The sequence below is a fragment of the Hydrocoleum sp. CS-953 genome, assembly GCF_002260545.1.
GTDB lineage: Bacteria > Cyanobacteriota > Cyanobacteriia > Cyanobacteriales > Microcoleaceae > Trichodesmium.
In genome coordinates, this window is the sequence record NZ_LGSU01001156.1 from 1 (window position 1) to 7,396 (window position 7,396).

Sequence of the window (7,396 nt, forward strand, 5' to 3'; positions counted from 1 at the left end):
CACTATAGTAGGAAGATTTTTGTCGAGATAGGGTCTAAAACTATAACGTCTTAGTTTCCACCATCATCTAATATAACAGAAATTACGCATAGACACTATATATAGGGTTCAAAAACTATAACGTTATAGATAGATAGTGTTTAAGACTTCAATTATGCGTAAGTCCTGATAAGTTGGGAATTGGGATTTTAATTTGGGAATTATTTATAAATAATAGCCCTTCTACTAACTCCCAACCTATCCTATTAAAGTGTTGATTCTGAGTATTTATATGATTATTGCCAGTTTTTCCCAAATGTTCCGACTATTAAGTTAACTAGGAAGATTTTTGTCGAGATTAAGGTCCAAAGCCATAACGTCTTAGTTTCAACCATCATCTTACTGTTGAATTTATATTTTTATTTTTGGATTTTTTATGAATAATACTTCTTCTACTAATACTAACTCACGGCCTATTTGGTTTAAATGGTGGTTCTGGATATTTATATTACTCTTGAGTGGAACCACAACTACTTCTTTCGGAGCAATAACTGCTTTGTTTGCCCCTGTTGAACCAGAATTTATAACTCAACTACTCCAGGAATTTACCGCAGATATTCTATGGCGTAAACGCTTACCTTACCAACTTTCACGACCTATAAATATCCTAGTTATGGGAATTGACCAAGTTCCAGGAGTGGCAGAAGATTCTCCAGATGTATTTGAGGGTCGTAGTGATACTTTACTATTAGTACGAGCTAACCCCACGAATAAGACGGTTAGTTTACTTTCTGTGCCACGAGATACTCAAGTCCGAATTCCCGGAATAGGTCTTGCCAAAATTAATGAAGCCAATGTTTATGGGGGTCCGAAACTAGCAGAAAATGTTTTAGAAAATACTCTGAATGATATTGAGATTGACCGTTATGTACGAGTCAGCAAAGGAGNACTTTACTATTAGTACGAGCTAACCCCACGAATAAGACGGTTAGTTTACTTTCTGTGCCACGAGATACTCAAGTCCGAATTCCCGGAATAGGTCTTGCCAAAATTAATGAAGCCAATGTTTATGGGGGTCCGAAACTAGCAGAAAATGTTTTAGAAAATACTCTGAATGATATTGAGATTGACCGTTATGTACGAGTCAGCAAAGGAGCCTTTCGAGAATTAGTCGAACAACTGGGTGGAGTAGAAGTTTTTGTTCCTCAACCTATGTCTTATGTTGATAATACCCAAAAATTCAATATAGATTTACAACCAGGTTGGCAAACTCTCAATGGAGAACAAGCAGAACAATTTGCCCGTTTCCGAGAAGAAGTTTATGGTGATATTGGTCGTGTACAACGACAACAAGTTTTGATAAAGGCATTGCAAAGTCGCGTTACTAATGTGGCAGTTATACCTCAGTTGCCTCAAATTATTCGGGTGATGCAAAAGTATGTTGATACCAATTTAACTTTTCAGGAAATGCTGGCTTTGATCGGTTTTAGTCTTGACTTAGAGCGGGATGATTTGAAAATGGTGATGTTGCCAGGAAAACCTAGTTCTAGAAATGAGTATTTGGCTAGTTATTGGATTATAGATAAAGCTGGTCGCGATCGCGTTCTGGAACAATATTTTGATATCAAGTTAGACAAGTTTAATTATGACAATATATATAATCCGATGGAGGTAAATGAAATTTTGCCGATCAAGAATAAAATAGCTGTGCAAAATGCCTCTAGTTACTCCCAAGCAGCCACAAAATTTGCTCAGTATTTGCGTGACCAAGGATTTTACAATGTTTATGTAGTTCCTGACTGGTCTGACAAACAACGTTTTACTCAAGTTATTGTTCAAGGGGGTGATTTAGAGTCAGCAGAAGTTGTGAAAAATACTTTAGGTTTTGGTAATATTGAAGCTGCTTCTACAGGTGAAATTGGTTCTGATTTGACTATTAGATTAGGGGAAGATGCTGTTAATACAATTAATGCTCTTCAGGAACACCTTCTTGAAAACTAGACAAAGCTAAACATTTGCACCTCACCGATGGCAAATGATTTCATTACTTCAAAACTTAGTATAACTGAACTTCCCCAATTGTTAAGCATGACGCGCTATACCAGCGTGTTTAGCCAGCAGCGTTTTTTGCTGTTTTGTGGGGTGTAGTTCAGTTTTGAATCCAAGTAGCATAAACAGATAATCCCAGATTTTTATAGATAATACCAGATTTTAGCCAACAGTTACAAGCCCCTTGTTTTATACCACTTTTTATGTTTCAAAATGAACTGCGGAGTATGGGTTATCAAGTACAGATTTTTGTGAATCGGAAACAGGAAACAGAGAATAGGGAATAAGAAACCGAGAACAGGAAACAGATAATAGGGAACAGAGAACAGGAAACAGATAATAGGGAACAGGGAACAGGAAACAGAGAACAGGAAACAGGGAAATCTTCATCAAACCTTCATATTTTTGTAGTTTTTGGGAACAGGGTAAGGTATATATTTCGCCTCCATGAGAAATGCTCCTAGTAACCATATTGCAGCTATTTGGAACTTCATCCATCACTGTGATTCTACGATTCGATTACTATACCCAAAAATTTTTTATTTTATCATATTTGAGTATCAATGTATAGGCAAACCTGCCAGTTCTAGGAAAACTTCATCAAAACTTCATAAAAATTTTTAACAGGTTAAATTATTCAATCAACATCAATCTCCGAGTACATCAGGGTTTATACAGAGTTAATCAAAGTATATTAAGACTTGTGAATTTAAAAATTCGGTAAAGATGCGGTTACAGGACTTGCGATATTTAGGATGGTTATGTCATGTTTTAATTAGAAGGGAAAAGAAACTTACAGACAAAACAAACTCAGGGATAAAACTTATTAAGCTGCACAGATAAAACCCCTTTACTTTCAAAGAAAATCAAAAAAAATTACAGTAATACTTTCATTAGTTAATAATCATGAGTAAATCTAAACCTTGTGTCAGTATCGGCTTACCAGTCTATAATGGTGAAAAATTTATTGAAGAAGCGATTAATTCACTATTAAATCAGACTTTCACTGATTTGGAAATTATTATTTGCGATAATAACTCAACCGATGCTACTGAATCAATTTGTCAAGAATATGCTCTTAAAGATAAACGTATCCGCTACTATCGAAATGGAAGTAATATAGGAGCAGCTAGAAACTTTAATCGAACTTTTAAGTTAGCCAAGGGAAAATATTTCAAATGGGCAGCCCACGATGATATTTGTGACCCTACTTTTTTGGAGAGATGCGTTGAAATATTAGAAAATAAACCTGAAGTTGTTCTTTGCTATCCCCGAACCAATATTATCGATCAACAAGGTAAAACGATAAGTTATTATCAACTTGAATTTAAAACTAATTCTCTCAAGGCTCACGAACGCTTTTATGATATTACCCGTCTTCACCATCGGAATTATCAAATTTTTGGATTAATACGTACCAATATTCTTGAAAAAACTCCCTTAATAGCTAGCTATGCAGGTTCCGATAGGTCTCTGGTAGCAATATTAACTCTTTATGGTCAATTCTTTGAAATCCCTGAATATCTTTTGCAAGCTAGAAGACATCAAAAACAATCAATGGAATTATTGTTTAATCCCCACAATAAAATTGAGAAAATCCTCCGGATGCATAAATATTCAGAGTGGTTTGACCCCAAAAATCAAGGAAAAATTCTTTTACCTAATTGGCGAATTTTACAAGAATATATTTGGGGGATAAAAAAATCTCCCTTGGTTGGAGTTGAACAATTTCTATGTTTTATACAACTTATAAAATGGATGTTTAGTTACTGGAATGGAGCTAAATTAATTAGAGATATATTGATTGCAACGATCCAAATCATACATATTGTTTATGCAAAAAATATATTACAACCCTCTACTCAACCAGAAGGGTCATCGCAACTATCAGCAGAAGATGTGTAGTTTGGAAAAGAGACTTCCAAATAAAAAAATATAGGTACTGCGTCAAGGAAGTGTGGTCCGTGTGGGGAGACACTCGAAAGTAGGAGAAATAATTGTACCTGTATCTTTTTGGGAAGTGTCTGCCTTTCGTGCTAACTTTTTAGTCTCAAAGGCTAAAAAATTTGCACTTTTTTCGCGACCATGTGGGCGCTTAACCTTTAGATATCAGTGCTTTTAGATTATATTGGCCAGCCCTACGCGACTTATCCCACACTTTACTGATGCACAACCAAAATATACAATTACCCTGACTTTAGGGGGTAGGGAATAGAGATTGCAAAACAAGTAGCTCTAGTTATAGCAGTTTTCACTTAGGTAGACCACAGTAGGGACGTTCCATGGAACGTCCCTACTTAGTTTTTCCTTTCCTGCGGAATGCTAGGCAAACGTGGGGTAAATTAGACCTTTCAATTAGAGAATAGGAATGTATCCACCATGGTAGTCGCCATGACCACGACATAAAGGCAGGGCAAAAAATCTTAGTGTTGTCCTAACTCACTATTTCTTTCCTATATAAAATTTTTGTAGTAGATTAGAGAGTGAATGCACAAGCAAAGATTAAGCTAGCGTATTGGCTTAATATTCCGTGTTCTGTGGGTTATGACAAACACTTAAGAGTTTGGTAACTCAGCATAAGTATTGCCACCTTTTCATGTCGGCGATAGCCGTTTTGCTCCGCAACATGAAAAGTGTTTTTGGTGGCTAAAAGGTCTAAAAAANATATAAAATTTTTGTAGTAGATTAGAGAGTGAATGCACAAGCAAAGATTAAGCTAGCGTATTGGCTTAATATTCCGTGTTCTGTGGGTTATGACAAACACTTAAGAGTTTGGTAACTCAGCATAAGTATTGCCACCTTTTCATGTCGGCGATAGCCGTTTTGCTCCGCAACATGAAAAGTGTTTTTGGTGGCTAAAAGGTCTAAAAAAAATCAGCATCGTACCATTTTCCTAAAGTAACATTTAAGGCTTGAGACGGCAGTAGATTAGCTACACAAATTTTTGATTTTAGGGAACAAAAACAGAGAACAAAAAACAGAGAACAAAAAACAGAGAACAAAAAACAGAGAAAAGAGAACAACACTGTATCTCATTAAAAATTAGAACTGCTATATAAAAATTTTAGATGTAAAATGAAATCACTATTAAATAAATATATAAGGATCTTTCGGATGAAAATAGGAATTCTGGCTGGTGGTTTAGGAACTCGTATTTCAGAGGAAACTGTAGATAAACCAAAACCAATGGTGGAGATAGGCGGAAAACCAATTCTCTGGCACATTATGAAGCACTATGCTCATTATGGATTTAAAGACTTTACCATTGCTTTGGGTTATAAAGGTGAAGTTATCAAAAAATACATGATAGATTATTGTTCTCTCAATAGTAATCTGTCTGTTAATTTGCAAAGTGGCAAAATAGAAATGCAAGGGGGAGTAAAGCCTAATTGGAATGTGGAGTTAATTGATACAGGACTTTACACTAATACAGGTGGTCGGATCAAAAGACTTATTCCCCATATGGGTAATGAGACTTTTATGCTGACTTGGGGAGATGGAGTATCTGACTTAAATCTTAAAGATTTACTAGATTTTCATCGTAGTCATGGGAAATTAGCAACTTTAACTGCAGTACGTCCACCAGCACGTTTTGGTCACTTGGAAATGGACGGCGATCGCATTGTGGAATTTTCGGAAAAACTGCAAACTAAAGAAGGGTGGATTAATGGGGCATTTTTTGTTTTAGAACCTGGAGTATATGACTATATAGAAGGTGATGATACTCAGTGGGAAAAAGCTCCTCTAGAAAACCTGGCTCAAGATGGTCAACTGATGGCCTATCGCTATTCTGGGTTTTGGCAATGTATGGATACATTGAGGGACAAAAGACATTTAGAAAAACTCTGGAACAGTGGAAACGCACCCTGGAAAATTTGGGAGGAACCAATTGTCAGGAAGCCCCTAGCTAAAGCTATGGCGTTGTAACTCACTTGTTTCTTCGCTCCAAGGATGTTCTTGTCAAACACCTAACCAACCTAGAAGGGTTTTGTTCACCAAACCCCTACAGATTTCTACGTTATCGGTAAGTGTTTAAGCTACTGGATGCTATCTTCGCCAGTCCTGAGCTGCTATAACTCAAGGGTTAAACAAGGGAAGTGGGTTAAGATAGGGACGTTGTATGCAATGTCTCCACTTTTGAAAAGTACCGACAGATAACTTATGCGTTAGCGAAGCGGCGCGTTTCGGCTGTCGCCGACATAAAAAGCGCGGCCAAAGCTACTGAAATGGATGGTTTTAGGGGGGTTAAACCCCAGCTCTGTAAGGGGANTACAGATTTCTACGTTATCGGTAAGTGTTTAAGCTACTGGATGCTATCTTCGCCAGTCCTGAGCTGCTATAACTCAAGGGTTAAACAAGGGAAGTGGGTTAAGATAGGGACGTTGTATGCAATGTCTCCACTTTTGAAAAGTACCGACAGATAACTTATGCGTTAGCGAAGCGGCGCGTTTCGGCTGTCGCCGACATAAAAAGCGCGGCCAAAGCTACTGAAATGGATGGTTTTAGGGGGTTTAAACCCCAGCTCTGTAAGGGGACTGGTCAGTTCAGTAACCCCCGTTGTTTTTCCTCCCCGTTGCTGTTGCTTAGGGGTTTCCAAACTACCGGAGAATTTTTAGATGAAGGTTATACTAACAGGCCACAAAGGTTATATTGGTACAGTTCTAGTTCCCATGCTTCTGGAGAAGGGGCATGAAGTTACGGGNATGGATGGTTTTAGGGGGTTTAAACCCCAGCTCTGTAAGGGGACTGGTCAGTTCAGTAACCCCCGTTGTTTTTCCTCCCCGTTGCTGTTGCTTAGGGGTTTCCAAACTACCGGAGAATTTTTAGATGAAGGTTATACTAACAGGCCACAAAGGTTATATTGGTACAGTTCTAGTTCCCATGCTTCTGGAGAAGGGGCATGAAGTTACGGGAATAGATAGTGACTTATATCAGGATAGTACCTTTGGAGAAGGTATTCCAGAAATTCCTGAATTAAAAAAAGATATCCGTGATGTGGAAGCATCTGATTTAGTAGGGTTTGATGCAATGCTCCATTTAGCAGGATTGTCTAATGATCCTTTGGGCAATCTTAATCCACAACTGACCTACGAGATTAATCATTTGGCTTCTGTTCATTTGGCTAAATTAAGTAAAGAAGTCGGAATTAGTCGTTATATATTTTCCTCTTCTTGTAGTAACTATGGTGCTGGAGGAAATGATTGGTTAACTGAAGACTCAGCTTTTAATCCCGTGACTCCCTATGGTATTTCTAAGGTAAAAGTTGAGCAAGATGTAAGTGAGTTAGCTAATGATGATTTTACCCCGACTTTTCTGCGGAATGCCACCACCGCTTATGGTGTTTCTCCACGTTTACGCTTCGATCTAG

General features: G+C 37.6%; 6 protein-coding genes and 1 pseudogene. 6 read left to right on the forward strand and 1 reads right to left on the reverse strand.

Features of this window, described 5'->3' with window-relative positions:
• Positions 1–652: 652 nt before the first annotated feature.
• Positions 653–926 (forward strand): LCP family protein (locus AFK68_RS42025; RefSeq protein ID WP_246844276.1); only part of this gene is annotated, 274 nt, incomplete at its 3' end.
• 1 nt (position 927) lies between these two features.
• Positions 928–1,980: pseudogene (locus AFK68_RS18365) on the forward strand (LCP family protein); the annotation flags it as partial.
• Positions 1,981–2,061: 81 nt separating this feature from the next.
• Here AFK68_RS18365 and AFK68_RS18370 read toward each other — a convergent pair.
• A complete protein-coding gene (locus AFK68_RS18370) occupies positions 2,062–2,151 on the reverse strand; it encodes a helix-turn-helix domain-containing protein (protein ID WP_210407486.1) in 90 nt (29 codons plus the stop codon).
• Between the two features lie 783 nt (positions 2,152–2,934).
• Between AFK68_RS18370 and AFK68_RS18380 the strand changes: the two genes are divergently transcribed.
• From AFK68_RS18380 to AFK68_RS18395, 4 genes are all read left to right on the forward strand, one after another.
• Positions 2,935–3,933, forward strand: coding sequence for a glycosyltransferase family A protein (locus AFK68_RS18380; protein WP_094674013.1), 999 nt, complete (start codon positions 2,935–2,937; stop codon positions 3,931–3,933).
• Positions 3,934–5,142: 1,209 nt separating this feature from the next.
• Positions 5,143–5,955: a glucose-1-phosphate cytidylyltransferase gene (rfbF, locus tag AFK68_RS18385; RefSeq protein ID WP_094674014.1), complete on the forward strand. Its 813-nt coding sequence runs from the start codon at positions 5,143–5,145 to the stop codon at positions 5,953–5,955.
• 689 nt (positions 5,956–6,644) lie between these two features.
• On the forward strand, positions 6,645–6,730 hold an 86-nt coding region (locus AFK68_RS42030), incomplete at its 3' end, for an NAD-dependent epimerase/dehydratase family protein (RefSeq protein ID WP_246844278.1).
• 125 nt (positions 6,731–6,855) lie between these two features.
• On the forward strand, positions 6,856–7,396 hold a 541-nt coding region (locus tag AFK68_RS18395), incomplete at its 3' end, for an SDR family oxidoreductase (protein ID WP_143438022.1).